Consider the following 26,427-nt stretch of genomic DNA (forward strand, 5'->3'; position numbering starts at 1 on the left):
ACCCCTTTCGCACATGGGCGGCCAATAGCTGATTGAAGCAGAGCATTAATACGCGCTTGCCATTAGCGGCGAGCTGGCGCGCTCGTTCCAGCGCGATAACCGACTTGCCCGTACCGGCCGCTCCACGCACGACCGTCCGCGGATTGGCCGCGAGGCGGCGCGACGCTCGTATCTGCTCATTAGACAGGTAGATCAGGGGATCGACATACAGGATGAGATCCCCCGCCAACGGTGCCTTCAGCCACGCGACATCATCGACCTCTTCGGAGACATATGCCGCAAGCGAAGCCGCTTCGGCACATGTTTCCCGAAACACTCTGTCAGCCAGGACGTCGAGAAGCTTCTGCTCTTCATCCTGCACGTTCCTCGTGCCGGCGTTTCCAATCTGATCGTGGAATGCCGCGGCCTTGAGGTGGTCAGCCATGACAATTGCGGACTTGGCGATGTGTTCAACCAGGGACGCAAGCGCGGGGTCAATCTTCCTGGCACGAAGATAATCGTTCAGGCTGATGTCGCGTTCAGTTGCCATTGTAGATAAATCAGCCCGTTATGCGCGCGCCAGCCGATTGCCCGTCCGCCTGCGGACTGGCAGCATCGGCCCGAGCGGCGAGATACTCAAACAACCGCGCCACAGCCTCGGCGCCCGGATCGATATGGCCATCGAGCTGTTTTGCGTTGATGTAGGCTGCCCGTCCCGCTTTGGCGTGCAAAAGCGTTGCGGTCAGGTTCGCACCCGCGCGGGCCGCGTCGGCGGCGGGGATAAACCCTTGGTCAAGGGCGTCCAGTGCCGGCGCGAGTGCGTCGACCATAGTGCGATCACCAAGGCGCGCGCCGCCGATCTCCTGCATACGGGAAAGGCCTGCCTTCAGAGCTTCCCGGATGGTCAGGCCGCTGGACGCACCATCACCGGCCGCTGCGAAGAAGATCGCCAGCAGCACGCCGGACGAACCGCCCATCGTCTGGCTGAGCTCCTGCCCCATTGCGCGGAACAATTGCGTGTGGTCGGAAAGAGGGAGCCGATCAAGAGCCTCGATGAGCGCACGTGCAGCCCCCGCCAGCGTCGAGCCGGTATCGCCGTCGCCGGATTTCGCATCGAGAGCGTTCAGATCCTTCTCGGCGCCGATAAGAAGGGTGCAGCAATCCGTGAGAAACTGACGCGTGGGTTCATGCCTGGAGGGTAAAGGTGCGATCGGCGTCAGGCCATCCGGTAGCGATATGACGGTCGCGGGGACGATGGCCGTCATGCCCGGCCAGGCAGGCATTACCACCGGGGTGGAAAGCAACTCCAGCTCCGCCTTGTTGGCCGGGAAGACCGAGATCGAAAAACCCTGCATGTCGAGCGAGGTCATCATCGGCGCCGGGCCGACGATATGCGAGATCCTGCTCCCGATGGCCGAGTTGACCAGTTCATGCACGACGACCGACATTTCCAGCACGGACGTCCCACCAAGATTGTTCACGAGCACGACGTGAGGTTGGTCGTCCATCGAGGCCGCAAGACGCGAGACCATAGCGGCGACCGCACCCTTTGCCCCGGTATATTCGACCTGCTCGACGCCGGCTTCGCCGTGAATGCCGAGGCCGAGTTCGGCATGACCCTCCGGAATCCGGTTCTCCTTGGGAGAGCCCGGCACGGTGCAGGTATCCAGCGACATGCCGATCGAGCTCGTATTCTCGATGACTCGGCGGGCCGCCTTGGTGACGGTCTCCAGATCCGCGCCACGTTCGGCCAGAGCGCCCGCGATCTTGTGCACGAACAGCGTGCCGGCCACACCGCGTGCCTGCGGCAGATCAGGTAGGGCGATGTCGTCATCGACGATGACCATGCTGACATTCAGCCCGTAGGCACGGGCACGCTCTGCCGCAAGGCCGAAGTTCAGCCGGTCGCCGGTGTAGTTCTTCACGATGAGCAGGCAGCCGGCCGGGCCGGTGACAGCCAGGATGCCGGCGAGGATGGCGTCCACGCTGGGCGAGGCGAACACATCGCCACACACGGCGGTCGTCAGCATGCCCTTGCCGACAAAACCTGCATGCGCAGGCTCATGTCCCGATCCACCGCCCGAGACGATAGCGACCTTGCTCCTGTCCCAATCCGACCGCACGACGACGCGGATATGCGGGTAGCCGTCAAGCCGGCTCAGCGCGCCGCCGGAGGCGACCAGCACACCGTCGATCGCTTCGGTGACTGCATTTTCCTTGCTGTTGAGAAACTGCGACATTCTCGCCTCCCTTAAACTAAACGCATGCCGGCGGCGTCGAAGTAGAGCGGCCTGCTCGGCTGGATTTTTACGGTTTCGCCGCCCTTGAGCTCGGTATGGGCGTCGGTGACAGTGATGAGATTGTGCATCTTGAACGAGAGATGCAGACGCGTCTGGTCGCCTAGGTGTTCGACACGCATGACCGTCGCGTTCTGTCCTTCGCCCTGATAGATGTGTTCCGGGCGCAGGCCGATCGACTTCGCCTTCGCCGGCGCGCCGGGGAAGAGTTCCGCGGGAAGCACGTTGATGCGTGGCTGTCCGAGCCGGGTGGCCGCGTAGATGCTGATCGGCTCCTCATAGATTTCGCGGGGTGAACCGAACTGGACAAGTCTGCCCTCATGGAGAACGCCGACATGGGTCGCCATCGTCATGGCCTCGATCTGGTCGTGCGTGACATAGAGCAGCGTCGCGCCTGACTTGGCCTGGATGTTCTTCAGTTCGATGCGCAGGTCGGAGCGAAGCTTCGCATCGAGCGAACTGAGAGGCTCATCCATCAGATAGATTTGCGGATTACGCACCAGCGCCCGCCCGATCGACACGCGCTGCATTTCTCCGCCCGAAAGAGCCGTCGCTTTGTTGTCGAGCTTGTGGGAAATCTGCAGGGTTTCCGCGACCGCGTTCACCTTTTCGTCAATCACCCGCTGAGGTGTCTTCAGAAGCGGCGACTTCAGTGGAAATTCGAGGTTCTGCCGCACCGACAGATGCGGATAGAGCGAATATTGCTGGAACACCATCGCGACGTTGCGCTGCGCCGGCGTCAGGCCACGCATCGATTGCCCGCCGATGATGACATCACCGCTGTCGGGTGTATCGAGACCTGAAACCATGCGCAGCGTCGTCGTCTTGCCGGCGCCCGTCGGCCCGAGAAGCACGACGAACGAACCGTCCGGTACGATCATGGAGACGTCGTCGAGGGCACGGTTTCCCGAAAACGACTTCGTGATGTTTTGCAGGATGACCTCAGCCACGGCGCAGCACTCCCTCGTTGGCCTCGGAAACAAGAGCTTTTCCGGAGATTGAATCGAAAACCGTCAGCGTTCTGGCGTCGAACTCCAGGCCGATCAGCTCATCGACGCGTGCAGCCTGGTTCGAAGGTGTGCGTGCCTTGATGTCTCCGTGCGGCGTTTCCAATGTCACGATCTGTGTCGTGCCCAGATACTCGACGGCAATCACCCGCCCGGCGAGTGCCGCGCCGTCCCTGAACCGGACATGTTCCGGCCGCACGCCGAGCGCCAGCTTGCCGAGTCGCTTGTCACGAGACACCGGTACTTTTACCGATGTACCGGAGAGGTTGACCTCATCACCGCCGATATCGATTGCGCCGTCAAACTCCAGGAAGTTCATCGGCGGCGAGCCGATGAACTTCGCGACGAACTTCGTCGCCGGCCAGTCGTAGATCTGCTGCGGCTTGCCGAATTGTTCGACGACCCCATGGTTCATCACCACGATCTTGTCGCCCATCTGCATGGCTTCGAGCTGGTCGTGGGTCACATAGACGGTGGTGGCACCCATGCGATCGTGCAGCGCCCGCAACTCTTCCGCCATGTGCTCGCGGAACTCAGCATCGAGTGCGCCTAGCGGCTCGTCCATGAAGAAGGCCTTCGGCTTGCGCACGATGGCGCGGCCGAGCGCCACGCGCTGTCGGTCGCCGCCCGAAAGCCCGCCGACGGGCTTATCGAGGATGTTCTCGATCCTCAGGATCTTTGCGACCTCGGCAACGCGCGAGGCGACTTCCGCCTTGTTCAGGCCCTGGCTGACGAGCGGATAGGATATGTTCTTGCGCACGTTCATATGCGGGTAGAGGGCGAACATCTGGAAAACGAAGGCGATGTCGCGCTCGCTTGCCCTCTTCATCCCGACTTCCTCGCCGCCGATGTAGATTTCACCGCTGGTAGGAAGTTCAAGCCCGGCCATCATCCTGAGGGTCGTGGTCTTGCCGCAGCCGGACGGGCCGAGCAGCATGAAGAACTCGCCGTTTTCGACCGTGAAACTGGACGACTTCACGGCGTTGAAGGCCCCGAAATCCTTGCGCAGATTCTCAATTCTGATCTGTGCCATGGTTCACTCCGGGAAATGGCTGACGATGATGAACATGACCGTTCCCACCAGCGTCACGAGAAAGGAAAACGAGAAGAGCGTCAGCGACAGGGGCTGCATCAGCATGACGACGCCGAGCGCGATCAGGACCGAGGCGACCATCTCCCATGCGTCGCGGCGCAGGCGAAGGAGGCGATTGAGAAACGTCGTCATTTGCGAACCGCTCCGAAGGTGATGCCGCGCAGGAGATGCTTGCGAAGCAGGATGGTGAAGACCATGACCGGGACGAGGAAGATGGTGGCGCCGGCGGCGACCGCAGGCCAGTCCTGGCCGCTGACGCCGATGATCGTCGGAATGAACGGCGGCGCCGTCTGGGCATTGCCGGAGGTCAGGAGCACGGCGAAGGCATATTCGTTCCAGGCGAAGATCAGGCAGAAGATCGCGGTGGAGGCAATGCCGGTGACGGCCTGCGGCAGCACGACCTTGTAGAAGGCCTGGAAGCGCGTGTAGCCGTCGATCAGGGCCGCCTCTTCGTATTCGACCGGGATCTCATCGATGAAGCCCTTGAGCAGCCAGACGGATAGCGAGAGATTCACCGCCGTATAGAGCAGGATCATGCCGGCATGGGTGTCGCTGAGCCCGAGCGAGCGGAACATCAGGAAGATCGGGATGGCGACGGCGATCGGCGGCATCATGCGCGTGGAGAGGATGAAGAACAGGAGATCGTCCTTCAACGGCACCTTGAAGCGGGAGAAGGCATAGGCAGCCGCCGTACCGAGCACGATGCAAAGGACCGTTGAACCGAAGCCGATGATGACGGAATTAGTAAACCGTTCGGCAAAGCGTGATGCGCCGGTGATGATGACGCCGTCCTTGCGGACCAGCTTGTCATACCAGGTGGTCGGCTCGCCCAGTTCTTTCAGCTGCTCCTCAGGCACGCGGGTCCGGGTCGTGAAGAGATTGACGTAGCCCTCCACGGTTGGCTCGAAGATCATCTTCGGCGGATAGGCGATGGCGTCCGCGGGAGATTTGAAGCCGGTTCCGATGATCCACAACAAGGGAAGAAGGGTGATGACGGCGTAGAGAACGACCAGAATACCGGCGAACCACTTCTGACGTCCCGACGGCTCGGTAACGGAATAGGTGCTCATCGTTGTTTGACCTTGTTCAGGGCTTTCACGTAGATCGACGCGAGGCCGAAAACGGTGACGAAAAGGATGACGGCATAGGCGGACGCATAGCCGGTGCGCCACTGCTCGAATGCCGCGCGCTTGAGATTGATCGACGTCAGTTCGGTGATCGAGCCCGGTCCACCGCCCGTCAATTGCACGACGAGGTCGAACATCTTGAAGTTCTCGATGCCGCGGAAGAGCACGGCGAGCATCAGGAATGGCAACACCATCGGAATGGTGATCGTCCAGAACTGGCGCCATTTGCTGGCGCGGTCGCATTCGGCGGCCTCGTAGATGCTCGGCGGAATGGAGCGAAGGCCCGCAAGGCAGATCAACATGACGAAGGGCGTCCACATCCAGGTATCGACGATGATGATGGCCCAGGGCGCGAGCGACGTATTCGCTATCATCGAGAAACTGGAGGGGTCGCTTCCGGTCAGAAAGCCGACGACATAATTGAACAGGCCGATCTGCGGCTGGTACAGGAAGGTCCAGAAATTGCCGACGACGGCCGGGCTCAGCATCATCGGCAACACGATGATCGTAGTCCACAGATCGTTGCCGCGGAATTTCTTGTTGATCAGATAGGCCAGCGAGAAACCGATCAGCACCTGCAGGACGATGGTCCAGATCAGGAAGTGAGCGGTCGCCTGCATGCTGAGCCAGATATCGCTATCCGTCAGAATGTTGATGTAGTTCCTGAGGCCGACGAACTCGACTTGAGCATTGGGCCGGTTCACGCGGAAATTCGTAAAACTAAGCCTTATCGTCCAGATCAGAGGGAAGATGTTGATGGCAAGCAGCAACACGATCGACGGCGCGACGAAGAGCCAGGCTATGGCACGATCGGATAGGCCTTTGACGCGCGCGGCGATAGCAGGCGGGGTCGCGCTGGCGATCCGATCGATCTGGGATTGGAGCATGTCCGTCTCCTTGGGCATAAAAATGAAGAATTGCAGGGCCGGCTCGGTCCGCTAGGGGTCGGCCCTGCATGACGCTCACTGCTAGGAGGAAGCGGGCGTAAGCGTCAGTATTTGCCTTCGTCCTCGAAGACCGCGGTCCAGTCCTTCACGAGACCATCCAGCGCGTCCTTCGCGGTGCCCTGGTTCGCGACGACATAGTCGTGGAACCGCTTCTGCGAGGCCTGCAGGAGCGAGGCGTAAGACGGTTCCGCCCAGAAGTCCTTCACGATCGCCATCGAGTCGAGGAACGGCTTCGCGTAGGGCTGGCTGGAAGCAAAGCTCGGGTCTTCCACGACGGCGCGAAGGGCCGAGTAGCCGCCGAACTTCCACCATTTCTGCTGGATCTCGGGCTGCGAGAACCACTTTATGTAAGCAAGCGCCTCGGCCTGCTTCTCGGAGGCCGCCACCACCGAGATACCCTGGCCGCCGAGCTGCGCGAACTGCACGCCATCGGGGCCGGCCGGGTTCGGGAAATAGCCCGACTTGTCGCCACCGACATTGGCGTCGGCGTTGATGCCCGGCCAGGTGAAGGTGAAGTTCATCTGCAAGGCGACCTGACCGGACTTGTAGGCATCCACGTCCTCGGTCATGTAGGCGTCCGAATGGCCCGGCGGCGTGCAGCAATCGTAGAGTTTCTTGTAGGCCTCGAGACCGGCGACCGCGCCAGGCGAGTTCACGAAGCCTTCGAGTTCGTAAGGCTTTTCCGGGTTGTCATACTTGAAGCCATAACTGTAGAGCGCGTTGGTGGCGCCCATTGTGATGCCTTCCGAGCCGCGCTCGGTATAAATGGCCGCGCCATAGACCTTCTTGCCGTCGATCTCGCGGCCCTGGAAGAACTCTGCGATATCGGTCAGTTCGGCCCAGTTCTTCGGCACGGCGAGGTCACGGCCGTATTTCTGCTTGAACTCCGCCTGAAGTTCGGGGCGTGCGAACCAGTCTTTGCGATAGGTCCAGCCGACGACGTCGCCGAAGGCCGGCATCGCCCAGTAGTTCGGCGTGTTCTTCGGCCATTCGGCATAACCGACGACGGTTGCCGGAATGAAGTCGTCCATCTTGATCCCTTCCTTGTCGAAGAAATCATTGAGCTTGACGTACTGACCGTTCTCCGCCGCGCCGCCGATCCACTGGCTGTCGCCTATCAACAGATCGCATAGCTTGCCGCCGGAGTTCAGTTCATTGAGCATGCGGTCGGCGAAATTCGGCCACGGCACGAACTCGAAGCGCATCGTGTTGCCGCTCTTCGCCTCGAAATCCTTGCTGAGCTCGACGAGGGCGTTGGCGGGATCCCATGCGGCCCAGCAAAGGGTAAGATCGGCAGCTTCGGCGCTGGAAACCGTCGTCGCGGACACAGCGACATACATCCCGGCAGCGAGTGCCGAGCTCGTCAAAAGAGACTTCATAACTAGGGTTCCTCCCGTTGAACCTCTCGACCTCCATCGAGAGGGGTAAGTGCAAGTATTTGGCGGTGGCGTGTGGTGAAACAGCGCGCGGCGCCTGGCTCCCGACTATCCTTTCCGGCCTTGCCGTTGGGTCGTCACAATATATGCATAACTGAGGTACGCACCTCAGGGCAAGCGATTTTTGAGGTCCGCACATCAATTCTTGCGTTTTTTGCGTTTTTGCGGGAAACGTAGGCCGCCCAAATCGAGTTAGGAGCCCCTATGCGGCCGACAGCGAAAGACCTTGCAGAAGCCGCCGGCGTCAGCCTTGCGACCGTCGACCGCGTCTTGAACGACCGACCGAATGTCAGCAAAAAGGCAGTTCGAAGCGTCAACGAAGCCATTGAACGAATTGGATTTATTCGGAATCCGGCAGCCGTCAGTCTGGCGCGAAACAAAAGCTATCGCTTCCGGTTTGTGTTGCCCAGGTCGGGGGATCTCTATCTTCGCGAGCTGTCCCAGCGCGTGAAGGAGCTGAAGGCGGTCCTCAAGGCCGACTTGACCGAGGTGGACTACGTTCAGATCTCCGTCGATGACGCCCATGGTGTCGCCAAGTATCTCCAGGGGATCGATGAGGAGGAGATTGATGGCGTCGCGCTCATGGCGCCGGAGTCGCCACAGGTCCGCGATGCGGTCGCGCGGCTCCTGGAGCGAAACATAAAGGTTGTCCAGTTTTTGTCCGGCCAAGAGAAACTCCCGGAAGCGGACTTCGTGGGGGTTGATAACTTTGCCGCGGGCGCGACCGCTGGAAAGCTGATCGGTCGCTTCACCTGCGGCAAGCCCGGAAAGGTGATGGTCGTTGCCGAGACGATGCAGTCAATGGACAGCATCCAGCGCAGGCACGGTTTCGACACTAAAATAAACGAGCAATTTCCGTATCTTCAGTGCCTCCCGTCGATCGAAACGCATGCGGATGAGGCGCGCGCAGGGCAGATTATTCCCCGCGTGCTCGATAACAACAGGGATATTGTCGCTATTTATGTCTTGAGTTCGGAAGCGCGCGTTCCGTTGGTTGCGGCGGCGGCCAAAGTGGATCTTGTCAATCTCGTCGTGGTGGCACACGAGCGGACTCCCTTCACTCAAGCGGCGCTATGCGACAATCGGATCGACGCTGTTATCGCGCAGGATCCGGGACATGCAGTTCGAAGCGCAATCCGAATCATGAGGGCGCGCTCCGACGCGCGTGAGCCGCTCGCCGCTCAGGAGCGGATTAGGATCGAGGTCCTTCTCAAGGAAAATCTTTAAAGCGAGGACTATTCTCTGTCGGAGCTTCTTGATTTGAGGTGCGCACCTCATTTGCAGCTAGAGGCATCGCCGATTCGACCCAATCGTCGGGAGGGAGGACGCTCCGGCGAGCATGGGTGTTGAACCGGTCTCATGGGGGATGAGAGATGTTTCTTTCAAAGAAACTTGCCTTGGCAGCGGTGCTCATATCGGTTGCCTCAATCGGCATTGCGCGCTTTGCCAGTCTTCATTGTCAATCGGCGCGGAATGTTGACCCCTTATCGGCGTCCAATATTCACCCCCCCCCCCCTGTAGGCGCTCAGCGCTTGGCCTGCCCGGCGCTGGCCGGGGTTGCAGAGGGTAGGCCAGGTGGGGGTGATGGGTATCTTCGGCTTTAGCTTTGAGAACGGTTCTTGAAGCGCCAGGACTCGTTCCCTGTTTCCACGATCTCGCAGTGATGGGTCAGGCGGTCGAGGAGAGCCGTCGTCATCTTGGCATCACCAAACACCAACGGCCATTCGCCGAAGGCAAGGTTCGTCGTGACGATGACGGAGGTGCGCTCGTAGAGCCTGCTGATAAGGTGGAAGAGGAGCTGACCTCCGGCCTGCGCGAACGGCAGATAGCCGAGTTCGCCGAGGATGATGAAGTTGAGGGGTGTGAGGTAGTCGGCCACCCGACCTTGCTTGCCGTTGCGCGTTTCCGTTTCCAGGCGATTGACCAGATCGACGACATTGAAGAAGCGTCCACGCGTGCCGTTGCGGATGAGCACACGGGCAATCGCGATAGCCAGATGGCTCTTGCCGGTTCCCGTGCCGCCGACGAGGACGACGTTGCGCTGGTCGGCGACGAAGGTGCCGGTGGCCAGTTCCCGCACCGGGGATTCATTGACAGGCGTGTCGGCGAAGTCGAAGTCGTCGATGTCTTTTGCCAACGGCAATTTGGTGATGCTGAGCTGGTAGCGGATTGAGCGTGCCTGCTTCTCGGCGATCTCCGACTGCAGGAGGTCGCCGACAATGTGCGGTGGCTCGTGCTGCCGTTTGATGTCGGTGAAGTCGAGTTGCGAGGCGAAAAAGTACATCACCTCGCCGGCGCTTCGCACCGGGCTCACGAAGAGCGCGTTTCAGAAGGCGCTGCCGTCTTTCCTTTAATTGAGGATGTCGACCGAGACGTCATATTCGCCCTGGACCGCGTCCCTGAGCTTCGCCACGCTCTCACCGCTCGTTTCGGGGCCTTGCAGCAGGCGACAATTTCGCCCCACAAGCTCGTCCGGCGCGTAGCCGGTCAATTCGGAGAAAGCCTTGTTCGAGAAGATGATGGGGTTGTCGTCGTGGTGCGGATCGGTAATCAACATCGGCATACGCGTCGCCTTGAACGCCGCCGAAAAGGGATTTTCCGACAGCTGCGTCGCGATCAGCCTGTCGCCAGCATCGCGTGCATCGCCGACTGCTCATGTTTGATCGTTCCAGAAGATGACATGTGTCCAATGGTTGAATTAGCGTTCCGGTTCTATTTCGAAAGACCGAAGGCGCCATCGAAACGATATTTTGTGAAACTACACGAACCCTGGTGTGCTCCCTTGCCGTCGCCGGGAAGTGCTATAATGTTTGTTTCCGTTTAAAATGAGCGTCTTGGCGTATATCGAATATCGAACAAGGGATGACAGGGGTGGATCGCGAAGCGCAGCTGTCACCAATGACCTCGGTAACCGAGCTTCTCGATACCGTGGATTGGGCGTCGGGGCCGCTTGGTCCGAAGACGGAATGGCCCGCCTGTCTGCACGCCGCAATCGACATCATGGTGCCGTCGCAGGCTCAGATCGTCATGTTCTGGGGCCCTCAATTCGTGGCACTCTACAATGACGTTTACGCGCCCACGATCGGCGACAAGCATCCGCACGCCTTCGGACGACCCGGCCGAGAATACTGGGCGGAACTGTGGGACGATCTCGAACCGCTGTTAAAACGTGTTTTCGAGGACGGCGAGACCGTGGCGGCGAAGGATCGGCCGTTCTACATCGAGCGGTTCGGCTATCCGGAAACGGTGTACTTCGATATCTCCTATTCTCCCGTTCGGGATGAAGCGCGGAAGATCTGCGGTGTGTTTTGCATCGTGAACGAGACCACCGACCGCGTTAAGGCCGATGCGGTCGTGCGAGAGAGCGAGGAGCGCCTGCGGGCTATCTTTTCGCAGTCTGCGGCAGGTATCGCCCTGGGCGAGCTTTCCGGCACGCTGATCAATGTAAACGACCGTTACTGCGAAATCGTGGGCCGCACCAGGGAAGAGGTGATCGGCACGCGGATGCAGGACATGACGTTCGCGGAGGACCTCGAGGAGAACGAGCGTCTCTTCAAACGGCTCGTTGAAACCGGCGAAAGTTTCGAGATCGAGAAGCGATACATTCGCGGTGATGGCAGCCTTGTCTGGGTTTCAGACTCCGTGTCGGCAATCCGCGATGAGAAAGGCAAGATCGTGCAGGCGGTCGCCATCGCCATCGACATCGGGGAGCGCCGGCGCACGCAAAATGTCGAGAAGCACCTGGCATCGATGATCGCCTCGTCGAACGATGCGATCCTCGGCATCGACCTCGACATGCGGATAAACAGCTGGAACGCGGCGGCCGAAAAACTCTACGGCTATCGCGCAGACGAGGTCATCGGCAGGTCGGTGCTGATGCTGGTTCCCGAGGACCGCAAGGACGAAGAGCCGAGGATTCTCTCCAAGATCAGCGCGGGCCGTATTGTCGAGCCCTACGAGACGGTGCGCCTGCGCAAGGATGGCCGGGCTGTGGAGGTTCTGCTGAGTGTATCGCCCATCCACGATGCCAGCGGCCGTGTCGTGGGCGCCTCGAAAACGGCGCATGACATCACAGTCAAGAAAGAAGCCGATCGCCTTCAGTCCGTGCTCGTCAACGAGATGCACCATCGTGTCAAAAACATCCTCGCGACGGTCATTGCGATCGCGAGGCAGACGATTGGCAAGGACAAGGCCAACAACGACGATATCGAGGCCTTCACGAGCCGAATTGCCTCGCTCAGCCGGGCGCAGGACCTTCTGGTCCACAGGGACTGGCAGAAAGCGGACCTCAGGGCGATCGTGGAACAGGCGACATCGCCGTATCCGGCAGATGCGTTCCGTATCAACGGGCCGACGGTCTCGCTCCCGCCGAAAGTCGTGATTTCCCTTGCGCTCGCGCTTCACGAACTGGCAACGAATGCCGCAAAGTACGGCGCGCTGTCGACCCCGGATGGACGCGTGTCCATCACCTGGCAATGCGACCCGCTGACCGACCCGTTCCTGCGCATGACATGGAAAGAATCGGGCGGGCCCGAGGTCGTTCCGCCCACCCGCAAGGGTTTTGGGACCACGCTGATCGAGCGTCTTCTGGCGGCCGAGCTGAAAGGGGAGGCCCGCCTGGCTTACGACCCGGACGGTGTCACGTTTGTGCTCGAAGCCGATATCTCCCGGATAGCCGATGAAGCTGGAGCGGATCGTTAGCGGCTCTCCGGCTCAGCGCGACGGTGGCTCGATCTCGATCATGACAGGCGCATGGTCGCTGGTATGATCCCAGCCGCGTGGGCTGCGGCGCACGCTCGCCGTTCTCAGCCAGGGCGCCAGCGTCGGGCTCAGGAGGAGGTGGTCGATGCGCAGGCCTGCATCGCGTTCGAACGCGTTGCGCCAGTATTTCCAGAACGTGTAGATGCGTTCGTCCGGATGGAGATGGCGGACGGCGTCGGTCCAACCCTGGGCGAGGAGATCGGCATAGGCATCCCGGACCTCGGGTCGGAATAACGCGTCATCGCGCCAGCGTTGTGGCGCATAGACGTCGAGATCCGTGGGCATCACGTTGAAATCCCCGACGAGCGCGACCGGAACGTCGAGCGACAGCAGTTCGACCGCATAGGACTGGAGCCGCTCGAACCAACGCAGTTTGTAGCTGAATTTCGCGCTGGGCGCGGGGTTCCCGTTCGGAAGGTAGAGGCAGCCGACCAGCAGGCCATCGACGGCGGCCTCGATATAGCGGCTATGGGTATCGTCCGGATCGCCGGGCAGTCCACGTCGCGTCAAGATTGGCGGCGTGCCCCTGGCCAGGATCGCGACGCCGTTCCAGCTCTTCTGCCCGTGCCAGACGGCCTCGTATCCCATGCGCTGAAGCTCGCGCTGCGGAAACCGCTCGTTCGGCGACTTGAGCTCCTGCAGGCAGACGACGTCGGGCGCATCCTCTTCCAGCCACCGCAACAGGACGGGAAGTCGGCCGTTGATACCGTTGACATTATAGGTGGCGAGCTTCACGCGGCGGCCTCCGGCGTTTCAATCGTTCTGGCGCGCAAGTAGCTCAAGCGTGCGCTCGTCCGGTCTCCCGTCGTAATAGCGTTCCAGGGCAATCGGAAACCGCGCGTTTTCGTGGTTCGAGGCCACGTCGAACAGCGTCATCGACGATCGGAACTTGAGGTCGTCGGGCGAGCCGAAGATGTCATGGGCCGTTCGGTCGCGGTGAACGAGAACCGCATCGGTGGCGCGGGTCAGCCGGTCTGCCAGAAGAGGATGCTGGAGATAGGCTCGTGCTTCGTCCAGAGAGGTTATGCCGTAGAATTCCGCGGTTGCCGAGCGGCCAAGGGCGCGCAGCTGCGGAAAGATGAACCAGATCCAATGCGTCTGTTTGCGGCCGGCACGCAGCTCCGCAAGAGCGGTGTTAAAGACAAGCTCCTGAGCGTCGACGAACCGCTTGAGCTGGAAAGGATCATCCATGAAAATCGACAGCTCCACCTGAGGATTGTTGGGCAGATAGCGCTCCCGTCACCTGCAGCAAGATGGTGACGTCCGAGAAGTTGACCGGCCATTGCAAAGCGTTGGGCTGTTCCTATCTCTTCAGCACTCTCGTTGGAGATACCCGCGATGGCACATAATCAGACCGAAAATCTCTTCGACGGCTCGGTCGAAATCCTGCCGCCGCACCGGTGCGGCAAAGCTGTTCCAAAGGCCGCGGCCTGTATCTGTTGCGGGCGGGCCGATCAAGCGATTGACGATGATGGTTGTGGCATCTGTGATGCCTGCATCGGTGCGCCGGCAGGGCCGGGCGAGAGCCCGTTAACGACCGCCGACATCACGCGTTCCGATCTGTCGCTAGGAGAAAAAACTACAAGATCCGGATAGCTTTGGAATGGGCGTCCTCGAAATAGCTAGAAATCTATAGATTATATATATAGTCCAAAGATTTCGGTACAGGGGAACGCCATGACGATTTCACGCCGCCTTTTCTCGACGGCCCTTGCCGCCGTGCTCGCCTTGCCGCTGTTGAGCGGAGGGCTGGTGCAGGCCGCCGACAAGACGGTCCGCATCGGCTACCAGAAGTACGGCACACTCGTCCTGCTCAAGGGCAAGGGCCTTCTCGAGAAGAAGCTGGAGAAGATCGGCTATACCGTGACCTGGACGGAGTTCCCTGCCGGTCCGCAGCTCCTGGAAGCGCTCAATGTCGGCGCCGTTGATTTCGGCACAACCGGCGAAACGCCGCCGATCTTTGCACAGGCCGCCGGCGCGCCGCTGGTCTACATCGCGCATGAGCCGCCGGCAGCGCGCGGCGAAGCGATCCTTGTGCCCAAGGACAGCCCCATCAAGACCGTGGCTGATCTCAAGGGCAAGACGGTGACGCTCAACAAGGGCTCGAACGTGCACTACCTGCTCGTCAAGGCTCTGGAAGAGGCGGGCCTCAAGTATACCGACATCAAGACTTCCTTCCTGCCGCCGGCCGATGCCCGTGCCGCCTTCGAACAGGGCGCGGTCGATGCCTGGGTCATCTGGGACCCGTTCCAGGCGGCCGCGGAAGTGGCGATCGAGGCGCGTGAGCTGCGCAATGGGGAAGGCATCGTGCCGAACCATCAGTTCTATCTCGGTGCGAAGAGCTTCGTGGACAACAATCCCGAAGCGGTCGACGTGGTGATCGAGGCTGTCGGCGAGATCGATGAATGGGCCAAGGCCAATACCGCTGCGGCCGCCGCTGAACTGGCGCCGTCCGTGGGCATTCCCGAGGATGTGCTTGCCGTCGCGCTGGAGCGCCAGTCCTATGGCGTCAAGGCGATCGACGAGAGCGTCGTCAAGCAGCAGCAGGCGATCGCCGACACGTTCTTCGAACTTGGCCTGATCCCCGAGAAGATCTCGATTGCGGATGTCGTGCGCAAGGGTGGTGCCTGATGGCGGACACGTCGGTGGCCGGTTATGCTGCCGGCGATACCCGCAGTAAGCCCAATTTCAAACGTCTGGGAAGCGCCCTGTTACCCTGGGCCCTTCCTATCGTGCTTCTGGTCGTGTGGGAGATCGCTGCGCGGACCGGCCTCGTGACGGCGCGTCTCATGCCGGCGCCGACGACCGTTGCCGCTGCCTTCTGGAAGTCGTTGCTGAACGGCTCGCTCATCGTCCACACGCTCGCCTCCACGCAGCGCGCGCTGATCGGCCTTGCCATCGGCGGCGGGCTCGGTTTCATCGCGGGCGTCGTCAACGGGCTCTGGAAACCGGCCGAGACGCTGCTCGACAGCACGCTGCAGATGGTGCGCAACATCCCGCATCTCGCGCTCATCCCGCTCGTCATCCTCTGGTTCGGCATCGATGAGACGGCGAAGATCTTCCTCGTTTCGATCGGCGTCTTCTTCCCGATCTATATCAACACATTCTACGGCGTGCGCACCATCGATCCGCAACTCGTCGAGATGGCCTCGGTCTACGGGCTCGACCGCAAGGCGCTGATCACGAGGATCATCCTGCCGGGCGCACTGCCCTCTATTCTCGTCGGCCTGCGCTATGCGCTGGGCTTCATGTGGCTGACGCTCATCGTTGCCGAGACGATCTCCGCCACCAGCGGCATCGGCTACATGACGATGAACGCGCGCGAGTTCCTGCAGACCGATGTCGTCCTGCTCGGCATCATCGTCTATGCCCTCCTCGGCAAGCTTGCCGATGTCGCGACCCGCGCGATCGAAAAGCGCGTGCTTGTCTGGCACCCCGCCTACCAGGGCGGGCAGGAGGGCGGACGATGAGCGCCGCCGACTTCTACGTGCCGGAGAGCGAGGCGGGTCTTCCGATCTCGTTGTCGCGCGTCGGGAAAACCTTCGGCAAGCTGAGCGTGCTGGGAAATTTCAATCTCGACGTTCCGGCCGGCCAGTTCCTTGCCGTCGTCGGCCGGTCGGGCGGCGGGAAATCGACGCTGATGCGCCTGATCGCCGGGCTCGACACGGCGAGCAGCGGCCGCGTCGCCATCGGCGGGCGCACGGTCGAACGGCTCCATCCCTCTGTGCGCTTGCTGTTCCAGGAGGCCCGCCTGGTGCCCTGGCAGCGTGTCGGGGAAAATGTCGGCATTGCCCGCGGCCCGGACTGGCAGGAAAAAGCGCGGCGGACGCTGGCCGATGTCGGGCTCGACGACCGCGAGAACGACTGGCCGAGCGTCCTTTCCGGCGGCCAGCGGCAGCGCGTGGCGCTGGCCCGCGCCCTTGTCAGCGAGCCGCAAATCCTGCTGCTGGACGAACCCTTCGGCGCGCTGGATGCGTTGACGCGCATCGAGATGCATCGCCTGTTGGAGCGGATATGGACGGACCGCGGCTTCACGACGGTCCTGATCACCCACGACGTGGCAGAGGCCGTTGCTTTGGCTGACCGGGTCGTCGTGCTCAGCGGCGGCGCCATCTCGCTCGATATTGCTGTCGATCTCGACCGGCCCCGGCGGGAACTTGCGGATCCGCGTGCCGTCGATCTCCAGCGACAGATCCTGGAGGCGGTTTAGGCGGCGGGTTGCACGGCATGCCGGGACTGCCGTGTGCCGGCATCCGCCATCGTTCTCTTGAGAGGCCTGCTCGCGCCAAGGAGGCTGCGCCATGACCGGAACCGAAAGCAATGTCGTTTTCTTCCCCGTCGAGGATGCTGCCCGCGGCGTGGTCGCCGTGCTGTGGCAGACGCTGCGGGAGGAGGCGGCCGCGGCCGTGCAACGCGATCCGGCGCTGGCGCGCGCCATGAACTCGGCCGTGCTGATGCATGCCAGTTTCGGCCATGCGCTCTCCCATAGGCTCGCGATCAAGCTCGCCGACCACGATGTCGACCGCGACGAGTTGCTGGCCCTGATCTACGGCGCCTATTCCGACAAGCCGGGGCTGCTCGGTGCGGCGGCGGCCGATCTCCAGGCGGTCAAGGATCGTGATCCCAGCAACGGCGAGGTTCTGACGCCATTTCTTTATTTCAAGGGCTTTTCCGCATTGCAGGCCTATCGCGTCGGACATTGGCTCTGGACGATGGGTCGCCGGCACCTTGCGCGCCACATCCAGAGCCGGATTTCGGAAGCCTTCGCGATCGATATTCATCCCGCGGCCGTCATGGGCCGCGGCATCATGCTGGATCACGGCAGCGGTCTTGTCATCGGCGAGACGGCGGTCGTCGAGGATGATGTCTCCATTCTCCAGAACGTCACGCTCGGCGGAACCGGAAAGCAGACCGGCGACCGTCATCCGAAGGTTCGCCGCGGCGCGCTGATCGGGGCGGGCGCCAAGATTCTCGGCAATATCGAGGTGGGTGTCGGCGCGAAGATCGGCGCCGGCAGCGTCGTCCTCGCTCCGGTCGCGCCGTACACCTCCGTCGTCGGCGTTCCGGCGCGACCGGTGGGAAAACCTCACACGGCTCTGCCGGGCGTGACCATGGACCAGAGCCTGAGCGAGCCGGAATACATCATCTGAACGCGATGGCGAGTGCGGTGCGCCGTTAGGCCGGGCCGGAGTTGTCAACTCGAACGGTCCAACGAATTAGGGGCCGACGATGCGGCCCCTATTTTTGCAGAGTTTGCGCGTCGCTTCAATTCGAGGGGGCGGCAGCCTTCGTAATCCACTCGGCCGTCACCGCATGTTCAAGCGCGAATTCCGGCAGCTTGGCGTTCAGCTCTTCCTCCGTCTTCACATCGTTATCGAGCAGGAACTGGCGCGTGATGAGGGTCGGCGGCAGAAGGATGTTGGTTTCCTTGAGTTCGCCGGTCAGCGACAGGGCAATGGCGCGCAACGCAGCCGCGCCGGTTCCGGCGGCGCTGATGGCCGAGGTCGCGACCCATGGGCTGTTCGGTTCGCGGATCGCCTGGATGTCCGACGTCGAGACGTCGACGCTGTAGATCTTCACCTGGTCGTTGAGACCGGCTTCGTCCACGGCGATCTTCGCACCGCGCGCGAACTCGTCCCACGGTGCCAGAACGACATTGATGTCGGGATTGGCGCGGAAGACGGCAGCGGTCTGGTTTGCGACGGTCTGTGCCGGCGTGTCGTCGACCGCGCCCCACTGGGCAAGCTGGCTCACGTCCGGATGGCTCTTCTTGAAGGCCTGCCAGGCGACGTCGCGCTTGTCGAGAGCCGGGAAGCCTTCCACGTAGATATAGCCAGCCTTGAAGTCGTCGCCGTTGTCCTTGACCGCCTGCTCCAGCACGAGGTTCAGCTGCTTGCTTTCGTCCTGGTCGATGACGATGATCTCCTTCTGCGGCAGCGTGATGTTCTGCACGGCGATCTTGATGCCGGCATCCAGGGCTTCCTGCACCACGTCGGATACCGCCTCGCCCTTGCCGCCGGCGATGATGATGCCGCTGACGCCGAGATTGATGGCCTGGCGGATCTGCTCGCGCTGTTCGTCAGGCTTCTGGCGGCCCTGGAAAGAGCGCAGTTCGATTCCGAGTTTGTCGGCCTGGCGCTTCACGCCCGCTTCGTAGTTCTGGTAGTAGTCGCCGCCCGAGAGGTAGACGATGAGCGCGACCTTGACCCCGCCCTTGTCGAAGGGTGCGGGCGCGCCGCTGATGCCCTGCGCGCTGGCTATGCCGCTCATGATGCCGGAGGCGGCCAGAAGCGCGCCGGTTGCGAGACCGAGAAGAGTACGTCGTTTCATGTGTTTCTCCGATTTTGATGCCCGTCTGGGCTGATGTTGAGATGTCAGTGCGGTTGTCGTTTCAGTTTCGGCGATGCGACAGGCTGAAGGTGAGCGCGAGGGCACCGATCAGCACGAGGCCTTTCACGAAGTCCTGGATGTAATAGGGGGCGTTGAGCATGGTCAGGCCGTTGAGAAGCACGCCCACGAAGACGGCGCCGACGACCGTGCCGAAGACATTGGGCCTGTTGGCGCCAAGCACCGCATAGCCGATAAGGCAGGCTGCGACGGCGTCGAGCATCAGGGAGTTGCCGGCGCTGACATCGCCGCGGCCGAGGCGGGCGGCAAGCAGGATGCCGCCGAGGGCTGCGAGCACGGACGAGACGATATAGGCGGTGAAGCGGTAGGTCTTCGTCGGCGCGCCCGCGAGGTGGGCCGCGGTCGGTGAGCCGCCGACGGCATAGAAGACGCGTCCCCAGCGCGTTCTTTCCATGATGAACCAGAAGACCAGCGCGACGACACCAAGCACGATCACCGGAACCGGCACCACGCCGCCGACCCTGTAGCGTCCGAGCGCCAGGAAGAATTCGGTGAAGGACCCCGTTGCGGCGCTGCCGTCGAGCAGCGCCATGCCGGGAGCGACGGAGCGCCCGCCCGTCGGGATGAGCTGGGCGCCGGCAAGCAGGAACAGCGTGCCGAGTGTCGCCAGCAGATCCGGAACGCGCAGGATGACGATGAGCAGCCCGTTGAAAAGGCCGACCAGCACGCCGATCAGCAGCGTGCCGGCGATCGCCTCGAAGGCGGAGCCGTTGAGCACGATGAGAATATAGGCCGCGGCCATCTGGCTGAGGGCCGCCAGCGCGCCGACGGAGAGATCGAAGCCGCCGATGGCGCAGCTTACCGTGACGCCGATGCCAAGCAGCGCCACGATCGCGACAGCCTGAAGGATGCTGAAGATGTTGGCGACCCTGAGGAACGCCGGCTCGTTCAGCTGGAAGATGATCATCATGGCTGCGAGCAGGACGAAGATGCCCGACTTTATGACGATAGTCTGCCAGGGCCAGCCGGTTGCCGCGGCGGTATGGTCGGGAGAGGACGATGCTGTGATGGACATTAGACTGTTTCCAACTGCGGCTCCGCCGCCGGGGATGATGCAGGGATGGCGGTCTCGGCGGCCGGATCTGCCTGGATTGCGCCGTTTTCGATGGTCAGGATGCGATCGCCGACTTCCAGCGCCTCTTCGTAGTCGCTGACGAAGACGATCGTCGCGCGGCCGGCGCTGCTTGTCCTGATGGCGCGGATGATGTCGTCGCGCGCGCCGACATCGACGCCCTGGAAGGGTTCATCGAGCAGCAGTAGCCGTGCGGGCTCCGCCTGCCAGCGCGCGAGCACCACCTTCTGCTGGTTGCCGCCCGAAAGCGCCGTGAGCGGTACGTCGCGCGACTGCGCCTTGATGCCGAAGGTGGCGATGGCGTTGTCAGCAACCCTGCCTTCCTGGCGGATGGGGAGCAGGCCGAAGGCGCGCCAACGGCGCAGAAACGGAAAGCTGATCGTGCCCGCAACCGAGGCGAAGGGCACGGTGGAGGGAAAGAACGATGTCCGCCACCGGTCTTCCCCGGCATAAAAGACGCCCGAGGCGATCGACTGGGCGGGTCCGGAAGGCCGCCACGGCTGGTCTTCCAACCACATTTGCCCCTCTGCAAGAGGCCACAGCCCGAAGATCGCGCCGGCAAGCGCGCTCTTGCCGGACCCGAGCGGGCCGGTGACGGCGATGATCTCGCCGGCGCCGACATCGAGGTCGAAGCTGGCTTCGCGCTTTCTCAGGCGGGCGTTCCTGATCCGGAAAATCGGCGGTCCGTCGCTCGTCGCCCGTGGCCGCGCCGCCGGCAGATCGTGGCCGATCATGGCGCGAATGGCCGCGTTGATCTCGACAGGGCGTCCGAAGCTTGCCGAAATGCGGCCATCGCGCAGAACGACCACCCGGTCGGCAAGCCGGCGTATGTCGGCGGTCTTGTGTGATACATAGATGATAGCGACACCGCTTGCCCGCAGCCCTTCGATAACGCGGAAGAGCTTTTCCGTTTCGCCTGCGGAAAGGCTGGCGGTCGGTTCGTCGAACAGCATGACGGTCGGGCGATGGCTGACGGCACGCGCTATCGCGATCAGTTGCTGGTCGGCCAGCGACACGTCGGCGAGCTGCGCATCGAGGTCGATGTCCAGGCCGATCCTTTCGGCGCGCTCCTGCGCGCGGCGGCGCACATTGGCGGGCGTGGCCACCAGCGGGCCCGCGCCGGTGCAGAAGAGATCCAGCAGCAGGTTTTCCGCGACGCTGAGCGTCGGGACACCGACGTCGGCGATGGATTGGTGAACGGCGACGATGCCGCGTTCCTGCGCCTGTGCGGGAGATGCGATATCGACGGAGCGGCCCTCGATTTCGATCGCGCCGGAATCCGCCCGCTGAATGCCGCAGAGGATTTTGATCAGCGTCGACTTGCCTGCGCCATTGGCGCCCATCAACGCGACGATTTCACCGGCATGCACATCCAGATCGACAGAACTCAGCGCTCGGGTCGGGCCGTAGGACTTGTTGACCGAGCGCAACCGCAAAGCGGGCGGGACAGGCCGCGATGCCGTCATTCTCGAACTCCTTTCAGGGCATATGGACTTTAGTCAAACCTAAAAGGACTGCGCAGCCGGGATAAGAAACAATCTACTAATTTTATATATAATAGTGATTTTAGCTTGCGCGTATCGCGGGGTTCGCTCGTTTCCCGTCACAAATTGCGAAGCGCCCGCGCCGAAATCAGAAGGCCCGGCAGGGTGATCCTGCCGGGCCTTTCACGCGTCGCGCCTGCGGAGGAGCGTCAGGCGGCGTCCTCGATGTGGCCGCCGAGGAAAAGCTGCCCCACCCGAGGATCCTTCAAAAGCGCATCGGCCTTGTCGAACATGCGTGTCTGGCCGAGTTCGAGCACGAGGCCGTAGTCGGACATCGCGAGCGCCGCCTTGGCGTTCTGCTCGACCATGAGAATGGTCACGCCCTGGTCCCGCAGGCGGATGAGCGTCTGGAACACCTCCTGCACGAGATTGGGCGACAGGCCGATGGAGGGCTCGTCGATCAGGATCAGCTTGGGGTCGAGCAGCAGGGCGCGGGCGATTTCCAACTGCTTCTGCTGGCCGCCGGACAGCTCGATGGCCTTCTGGTCCTTGCGCTCGCGCAACATCGGGAACTGGTCCATGACCTCTTCCATGCGGCGCTTCACCTTGGTCTGGTCTTTCGACGTTATCCCGCCGAGCTCGAGATTGTGCAGGACGGAGAGCTGCGGCACGACGTTGCGGCCCTGCGGCACGTAGGTGACGCCGCGGGCGATCATTTCGGCCGGCGACTTGCGGGTGACGGTCTCGCCGTCGAGCAGGATTTCGCCGGACTGGATGTTGAGAAGCCCGAAAATGGCCTTGAATACGGTGGACTTGCCCGCCCCGTTGGGGCCGATCACCGTGGTGATCGACGCCTTGGGGATAGAGAAGGAGGTGCCGTTGAGGATGGTGATCCGGCCGTAACCGCCGGTGATGGTCTTCAGCTCCAGCATGTCAGCCTCCGAGATAAGCGTCGATGACCATCTGGTTCGACCGGATCTCGTCCGGGCTCCCCTCGGCGATGATCTCGCCCTGCGCCAGCACGATGATGCGCGTGCACAGCGACATCACGAACTCCATGTTGTGTTCGATGACGACGAAGGTCGTGCCGTGTTCGCGGTTATAGGTGATCAGCCGTTCCTTGAGGTGGCCGAGCATGGTGAGGTTCACGCCGCCGGCCGGCTCGTCGAGAAGGACGATGCCGGGCCCGGCCATGAAGGCCATGGCGGCGTCGACGAGCTTCTGCTGGCCGTAGGACAGCGAACCCGCCTCCGTATCGCGGTATGGCGTCAGACGGAAGAACTCGATCAACTGCTCGGCTTTTTCCGTGAGCCCCGCATCCGATTTGCCGAAGAGGCGCGAGAGCATCGAGCCCTCATGTTCCTGCCCGGCAAGGATGACATTGTCGAGCACCGACATTTTCGGGAAGACCGAAAGCTGCTGAAAGGTGCGCCCGACGCCCATCAGGGAAAGGTCTGCGGGGCGCACCCCGTCCGTCGACCGCCCCGCGATCTCGCAATGGCCTTCCGTTGGGCGCAGCTGGCCGAGGATGCAGTTGAACAGCGTCGACTTGCCGGAGCCGTTGGGGCCGATCAGGCCGAGGATCTCGCCGCGTTGGACATCGAAGCTCACGCCGTTGACCGCGCGGATGCCGCCGAACTGCTTGGAAATGTTGCGGACCGAAAGGATGGGGCCGTCGTGTTGCCTGGTGCGCATGTTCACAGCTGGACTCCCTGTTTCAGATCGCGACGGGCTTCATGTTTCGGCTTCAGCTTCTCGTACAGCTTCTGCGCGAGGCCGATCAGGCCGTTCGGCGAATAGACCATGAGAACGATCACGAGGAAGGCGTAGATGATGAGGTAATAGCCCTCGGTGAAGCGCAACACTTCCGGCAGCAGGATGACCACCGCGGCGCCCAGCATGGGCCCGAAGAAAAAGCCTGCGCCACCGACGACGACCATAAGCAGCAGCTTCAGCGAATGCATGAGGGCGAAGCTCGACGGTTCGATGAACTGCACCAGCGGCGACTGGAGCGCACCGGCGAGACCGCCGAAGGCCGAGCCGATGGCGAAGGCGAGCAGCGTCTGGCGGCGCACCTTGAGGCCGAGGCTTTCGGCGCGGATCGGGTTCTCGCGCAAGGCCTTGAAGGCGCGCCCCCAGGGCGAGCGCAGGATCCACCACATCGAGAAGGCGGCAATCAGGAAGCAGACCAGCGAGAAGTAGTAGAAGGCGAGGTTGCTGTCCGTCGAGAAGCCGAAGAAGGATGGGCGCTCCATGCCGCTGAGGCCGAAGGAGCCGCCGGTAATGTCTTCCTCGTTGCGCAGCACGAGAAACAGCAAGGTGTTGAAGGCAAGCGTGACGAAGGCGAGGAAGTGATGCTGGACGCGCAGGGCCGGGTAACCGAGCAAGAGGCCGACGGCAAAGCTGGAGAGGATCGAGGCGATGACCGCCACGCCCCAGTGCATGCCGGCAAGCGTCATCAGCGCGGTGATATAGGCGCCGATGCCCATGAAGCCGGCCTGCGCCAGGCTGACCTGGCCGGCATAGCCGAGCGTGAGGTTCAGGCCCATGGCGGCGATGGAAAACAGGAGCCACGAGCAAAGCGTGTAGACGATGTAGTTGCCCTGGCCGATGGGCGCCAGGATGAGGGCCGCGACGCCGGCAAGCAAAAGAAGGGGGCGAAGACGGGTCATACGGTTCTCCCTTCCGGAGTGCCGAGCAGGCCCTGCGGGCGCAGCAGAATGATGACGATGAGCAGGATGAGCGGCATGGCCGAGCGATACTGGGCGGAGATGTAGACGGCCGAGAGATTGTCGATGACGCCGATCAGCAGTCCGCCGACGAGAGCGCCGCGGATCTGGTTGAAGCCGCCGACGATGGCCGCGATGAAGGCGACGAGGCCGAGCGTTTCACCGTTCGAGAATTTCGCCAGATAGATCGGCGAGATGAGGACCGAGGCGATGGTGGCGAGCGTGGCGTTGATCAGGAATGTGTAGAGCACCATGCGCTTGACGTTGACGCCGAGGATTTCGGCGACGGCCGGATTCTGCGCGCTCGCCTGCATGCAGCGGCCCGTGCGGGTGCGGCTGAGGAAGAGCTGGAGGCCGCCGATGGCGAGCATGGAGACGACGAGATTGCCGATATCCTGCACGGAAACGCTGGCGCCTGCGATGTGATAGACATCCTGCGGGAAGATGGCGGGGAAGGGCTGGGCGGTCGCGCCGTAGAACTCCTTCACACTCTCCTTCATCAGAAGGCCGAGCGCGATCGTGGCGATGACCAGCGGCAGCGTGCCATGCGGTAGCATGGGCTCGACGATCAGCCGCTTGAAGGCGACGCCGAGGATGAGGAGCGACAGCACCAGCGCGAGGATGACGGATGTCCACATCGGCAGGCCGAGCATGGTCATGCCGATGAGGACGAAGAAGGCCGGCAGCATGACGAATTCGCCCTGGGCGAAGTTGATCGTCTGCGACGCCTGCCAGAGCAGCGTGAAGCCGACGGCGGCAAGCGCGTAGATGGAACCTGCGGCGAGGCCGGAGATCAGGATTTGGAGAAGCTCGGCCATGATGAAGTCCTCAAGGGCTGGTGGTCGGCTTGGCGATGTTGGATAGGTATGCCGGCGGCGGAATGCGCCGCCGGCCAGGAACCAGTCGGGGCGGTCAGTTCGGGGGCAGGATGGCCTCAACCACCTGCTTGCCGTTCTCGACCTTCACGAAGAAGCTCTCGCGCGACATTTCACCGGTTTCGTCCCAGCTCACATCCATGAGGACGCCGGGATATTCGGCAGCCTTGAGGGTGAGGCCATGCATTTTTTCGGCGATGGCCTTGCTGTCCGGCGAGCCGACCATTTCGGTGACGTATTTCAGCGTCCAGGCGGCGGTGTAGCCCTTGATGGCGTTGTGATCCGGCGTGTACTTGAACTTGGTCTTGAAGCGCTCGACCATGTCCTTCAGGGCGGGCACATCGGCATCCGGCGTCAGGCCGACATGGCCCATGGCGCCGTTTGCGGCATCGCCGGCAAGCTCGATCACCTTGTGGCCGATCAGGGTGGTTTCGCCGATCAGCGGCTTTTCGATGCCCTGCTTGCGGGCCTCGCGCAGGAAGCGCGCGCTTTCCTCCTCGGTGTAATAGACGAAGAAGGCATCGGCACCGGAGTTCTTCAGCTTCAGCACGTCGGCGGAGAAATCGGCCTGGGCCTGTTCGGAGGGAACGTCCACGACGATCTCGAGGCCGGCCTTGGCCGCTTCGTCGATGAAGGCCTGATGACCGCCCTTGCCGAATTCGGTGTTCGCCCAGGCGACGCCGACCTTCTTCACACCCATTTTCTCGACCATGTACTTCACCATCTTCGGCACGCCCTTCTGCGAGCCGAAGGCAGTGCGGAAGATGTAGGGATTGCCCTTGGCGGTGATGGAGGGCGCCTCGGAACCGGTGAACTGCGGAATGCCATACTGCTTGGCGACGATCATGTTCACGACGGTCGAAGACGAGAAGACGGTGCCCATGATGGCGTAGACTTCGTCATCGATCGCCTTCTGGACCATGGCGCGGGAAACCTGCGGATCGGTCTGGCTGTCATATTCGATGACGCTGACCGGCTCCTTGAGGATACCACCGTCGGCGTTGATCTCCTCGAAGCCCATTTTCACGCCATCGCGGAAATTCGTGCCGGCGGCGGCGCCGGGGCCGGACAGCTCGACGATCGAGCCGACCTTGAGATCTGCGAGCGCGGGTGCAGCACCAAGCGCCAGCACCATTGCCGTTGCGGAAAGCAGTTTCTTGATCATCGTGTTCCTCCCTTGAATGATCATATGCCGAAAATCCGAAAGCGCAC

The 26,427-nt window shown here is 62.1% G+C and carries 26 protein-coding genes and 1 pseudogene; 7 read left to right on the forward strand and 20 right to left on the reverse strand.

The window, feature by feature from the left end; translation table 11 throughout:
* The 8 genes and pseudogenes from GR158_RS21655 to GR158_RS21690 form a co-directional block, all read right to left on the reverse strand.
* A pseudogene (locus tag GR158_RS21655) lies at positions 1 to 529 on the reverse strand (DNA/RNA helicase domain-containing protein); the annotation flags it as partial.
* Positions 530 to 539: 10 nt separating this feature from the next.
* Positions 540 to 2,219 carry a dihydroxyacetone kinase subunit DhaK gene (locus tag GR158_RS21660; protein ID WP_160872552.1) on the reverse strand — a complete coding sequence of 560 codons (1,680 nt, stop codon included), beginning with the start codon at positions 2,217 to 2,219 and terminating at the stop codon, positions 540 to 542.
* Between the two features lie 11 nt (positions 2,220 to 2,230).
* The gene (locus GR158_RS21665) at positions 2,231 to 3,226 is read right to left on the reverse strand and encodes an ABC transporter ATP-binding protein (protein ID WP_134653053.1); all 996 of its coding nucleotides are present in this window, start codon (positions 3,224 to 3,226) and stop codon (positions 2,231 to 2,233) included.
* On the reverse strand, positions 3,219 to 4,316 hold the full coding sequence (locus GR158_RS21670) for an ABC transporter ATP-binding protein (RefSeq protein ID WP_160872553.1): 1,098 nt from the start codon (positions 4,314 to 4,316) through the stop codon (positions 3,219 to 3,221). Before GR158_RS21670 ends, GR158_RS21665 begins: the two co-directional genes overlap by 8 nt.
* Positions 4,317 to 4,319: 3 nt before the next feature.
* On the reverse strand, positions 4,320 to 4,508 hold the full coding sequence (locus GR158_RS21675) for a hypothetical protein (protein WP_134653049.1): 189 nt from the start codon (positions 4,506 to 4,508) through the stop codon (positions 4,320 to 4,322).
* Entirely contained in the window at positions 4,505 to 5,446 is a 942-nt protein-coding gene (locus tag GR158_RS21680; protein WP_134653047.1) for a carbohydrate ABC transporter permease, read from the reverse strand. The genes GR158_RS21675 and GR158_RS21680 overlap by 4 nt, the downstream gene beginning before the upstream one ends.
* A complete protein-coding gene (locus GR158_RS21685) occupies positions 5,443 to 6,390 on the reverse strand; it encodes a carbohydrate ABC transporter permease (protein ID WP_160872554.1) in 948 nt (315 codons plus the stop codon). The genes GR158_RS21680 and GR158_RS21685 overlap by 4 nt, the downstream gene beginning before the upstream one ends.
* Positions 6,391 to 6,494: 104 nt before the next feature.
* Positions 6,495 to 7,829, reverse strand: coding sequence for an ABC transporter substrate-binding protein (locus GR158_RS21690; protein WP_160872555.1), 1,335 nt, complete (start codon positions 7,827 to 7,829; stop codon positions 6,495 to 6,497).
* 261 nt (positions 7,830 to 8,090) lie between these two features.
* Between GR158_RS21690 and GR158_RS21695 the strand changes: the two genes are divergently transcribed.
* Positions 8,091 to 9,113, forward strand: a complete 1,023-nt coding sequence (locus GR158_RS21695) for a LacI family DNA-binding transcriptional regulator (protein ID WP_134653041.1) — start codon at positions 8,091 to 8,093, stop codon at positions 9,111 to 9,113.
* Between the two features lie 373 nt (positions 9,114 to 9,486).
* Here GR158_RS21695 and istB read toward each other — a convergent pair whose 3' ends face one another.
* Entirely contained in the window at positions 9,487 to 10,170 is a 684-nt protein-coding gene (istB, locus tag GR158_RS21700) for an IS21-like element helper ATPase IstB (protein WP_246665744.1), read from the reverse strand.
* Between the two features lie 66 nt (positions 10,171 to 10,236).
* Positions 10,237 to 10,449, reverse strand: a complete 213-nt coding sequence (locus GR158_RS25450) for a PAS domain-containing protein (protein WP_246665745.1) — start codon at positions 10,447 to 10,449, stop codon at positions 10,237 to 10,239.
* Between the two features lie 335 nt (positions 10,450 to 10,784).
* On the opposite strand from GR158_RS25450, the gene GR158_RS21705 reads away from it, so the two are divergent.
* The gene (locus GR158_RS21705) at positions 10,785 to 12,587 is read left to right on the forward strand and encodes a PAS domain-containing sensor histidine kinase (protein ID WP_246665746.1); all 1,803 of its coding nucleotides are present in this window, start codon (positions 10,785 to 10,787) and stop codon (positions 12,585 to 12,587) included.
* A 12-nt stretch (positions 12,588 to 12,599) separates the two neighbouring features.
* Here GR158_RS21705 and xth read toward each other — a convergent pair whose 3' ends face one another.
* Together xth and GR158_RS21715 are read right to left on the reverse strand one after the other, a co-directional pair.
* Complete coding sequence (gene xth / locus GR158_RS21710) at positions 12,600 to 13,382, reverse strand: exodeoxyribonuclease III (protein ID WP_160872557.1); 783 nt, start codon at positions 13,380 to 13,382, stop codon at positions 12,600 to 12,602.
* 18 nt (positions 13,383 to 13,400) lie between these two features.
* Positions 13,401 to 13,838, reverse strand: a complete 438-nt coding sequence (locus GR158_RS21715; RefSeq protein ID WP_202402392.1) for a DUF1810 domain-containing protein — start codon at positions 13,836 to 13,838, stop codon at positions 13,401 to 13,403.
* A 147-nt stretch (positions 13,839 to 13,985) separates the two neighbouring features.
* Between GR158_RS21715 and GR158_RS21720 the strand changes: the two genes are divergently transcribed.
* The 5 genes from GR158_RS21720 (at position 13,986) to cysE (ending at position 17,797) form a co-directional block, all read left to right on the forward strand.
* Positions 13,986 to 14,243 (forward strand): hypothetical protein, encoded by a 258-nt coding sequence (locus GR158_RS21720; protein WP_160872558.1) that lies wholly within the window; start codon positions 13,986 to 13,988, stop codon positions 14,241 to 14,243.
* Between the two features lie 81 nt (positions 14,244 to 14,324).
* On the forward strand, positions 14,325 to 15,278 hold the full coding sequence (locus tag GR158_RS21725) for a sulfonate ABC transporter substrate-binding protein (RefSeq protein WP_160872559.1): 954 nt from the start codon (positions 14,325 to 14,327) through the stop codon (positions 15,276 to 15,278).
* Positions 15,278 to 16,117, forward strand: coding sequence for an ABC transporter permease subunit (locus GR158_RS21730; RefSeq protein WP_160872560.1), 840 nt, complete (start codon positions 15,278 to 15,280; stop codon positions 16,115 to 16,117). Before GR158_RS21725 ends, GR158_RS21730 begins: the two co-directional genes overlap by 1 nt.
* Positions 16,114 to 16,857: an ABC transporter ATP-binding protein gene (locus tag GR158_RS21735; RefSeq protein WP_160872561.1), complete on the forward strand. Its 744-nt coding sequence runs from the start codon at positions 16,114 to 16,116 to the stop codon at positions 16,855 to 16,857. Before GR158_RS21730 ends, GR158_RS21735 begins: the two co-directional genes overlap by 4 nt.
* Before the next feature lie 91 nt (positions 16,858 to 16,948).
* Entirely contained in the window at positions 16,949 to 17,797 is an 849-nt protein-coding gene (gene cysE, locus GR158_RS21740; RefSeq protein ID WP_160872562.1) for a serine O-acetyltransferase, read from the forward strand.
* 115 nt (positions 17,798 to 17,912) lie between these two features.
* Here the strand turns inward: cysE and GR158_RS21745 are convergent, their stop codons facing one another.
* The 8 genes from GR158_RS21745 to GR158_RS21780 all read right to left on the reverse strand — a co-directional run bounded on the left by GR158_RS21745 (position 17,913) and on the right by GR158_RS21780 (position 26,380).
* On the reverse strand, positions 17,913 to 18,977 hold the full coding sequence (locus GR158_RS21745) for a substrate-binding domain-containing protein (protein ID WP_160872563.1): 1,065 nt from the start codon (positions 18,975 to 18,977) through the stop codon (positions 17,913 to 17,915).
* Positions 18,978 to 19,038: 61 nt separating this feature from the next.
* Entirely contained in the window at positions 19,039 to 20,070 is a 1,032-nt protein-coding gene (locus GR158_RS21750; protein ID WP_160872564.1) for an ABC transporter permease, read from the reverse strand.
* A complete protein-coding gene (locus GR158_RS21755; RefSeq protein WP_160872565.1) occupies positions 20,070 to 21,593 on the reverse strand; it encodes a sugar ABC transporter ATP-binding protein in 1,524 nt (507 codons plus the stop codon). Before GR158_RS21755 ends, GR158_RS21750 begins: the two co-directional genes overlap by 1 nt.
* A 227-nt stretch (positions 21,594 to 21,820) precedes the next feature.
* The gene (locus GR158_RS21760; RefSeq protein WP_160872566.1) at positions 21,821 to 22,543 is read right to left on the reverse strand and encodes an ABC transporter ATP-binding protein; all 723 of its coding nucleotides are present in this window, start codon (positions 22,541 to 22,543) and stop codon (positions 21,821 to 21,823) included.
* A 1-nt stretch (position 22,544) separates the two neighbouring features.
* Complete coding sequence (locus GR158_RS21765; protein ID WP_160872567.1) at positions 22,545 to 23,306, reverse strand: ABC transporter ATP-binding protein; 762 nt, start codon at positions 23,304 to 23,306, stop codon at positions 22,545 to 22,547.
* Between the two features lie 2 nt (positions 23,307 to 23,308).
* Positions 23,309 to 24,283 carry a branched-chain amino acid ABC transporter permease gene (locus GR158_RS21770; protein ID WP_160872568.1) on the reverse strand — a complete coding sequence of 325 codons (975 nt, stop codon included), beginning with the start codon at positions 24,281 to 24,283 and terminating at the stop codon, positions 23,309 to 23,311.
* Complete coding sequence (locus tag GR158_RS21775; RefSeq protein WP_134652240.1) at positions 24,280 to 25,158, reverse strand: branched-chain amino acid ABC transporter permease; 879 nt, start codon at positions 25,156 to 25,158, stop codon at positions 24,280 to 24,282. The genes GR158_RS21770 and GR158_RS21775 overlap by 4 nt, the downstream gene beginning before the upstream one ends.
* 94 nt (positions 25,159 to 25,252) lie before the next feature.
* Positions 25,253 to 26,380: an ABC transporter substrate-binding protein gene (locus tag GR158_RS21780; protein WP_160872569.1), complete on the reverse strand. Its 1,128-nt coding sequence runs from the start codon at positions 26,378 to 26,380 to the stop codon at positions 25,253 to 25,255.
* Between the last annotated feature and the right edge of the window lie 47 nt (positions 26,381 to 26,427).

It is taken from the genome of Shinella sp. AETb1-6 (genome assembly GCF_009826875.1).
Taxonomy (GTDB): domain Bacteria; phylum Pseudomonadota; class Alphaproteobacteria; order Rhizobiales; family Rhizobiaceae; genus Shinella; species Shinella sumterensis.